The following is a 349-nucleotide window of genomic DNA, read 5'->3' on the forward strand; positions in this document are numbered from 1 at the left end:
CCAGGCAATTGTGCGAGTGGCCCGCGTGGTGAGCGCAGAGTCAACGCTAACCGATGATGAACTCTTCGAGTTGCGCGCGCGCGATGTCGTCGGGCAGCTGCTCGGGCGGGCTCTTCATCAGGTAGGCCGACGCCGGGATCACCGGTCCGCCGATGCCGCGGTCCTTGGCGATCTTGGCCGCCCGCACCGCGTCGATGATGACGCCGGCCGAGTTTGGCGAGTCCCACACCTCGAGCTTGTACTCCAGGTTCAACGGCACATCTCCGAAGGCGCGGCCCTCAAGACGGACATAGGCCCATTTGCGATCGTCGAGCCATCCGACGTGGTCGGACGGGCCGATGTGCACGTC

At 65.6% G+C, this 349-nt stretch carries 1 pseudogene; it reads right to left on the minus strand.

The features are described from left to right. Nucleotides 1-46 precede the first annotated feature (46 nt). Nucleotides 47-349 (minus strand): annotated as a pseudogene (locus tag AO501_RS20020) (inositol-3-phosphate synthase); the annotation flags it as partial.

It is taken from the genome of Mycobacterium gordonae, from assembly GCF_001417955.2.
In the GTDB taxonomy this organism is placed as follows: Bacteria; Actinomycetota; Actinomycetes; order Mycobacteriales; family Mycobacteriaceae; genus Mycobacterium; species Mycobacterium gordonae_B.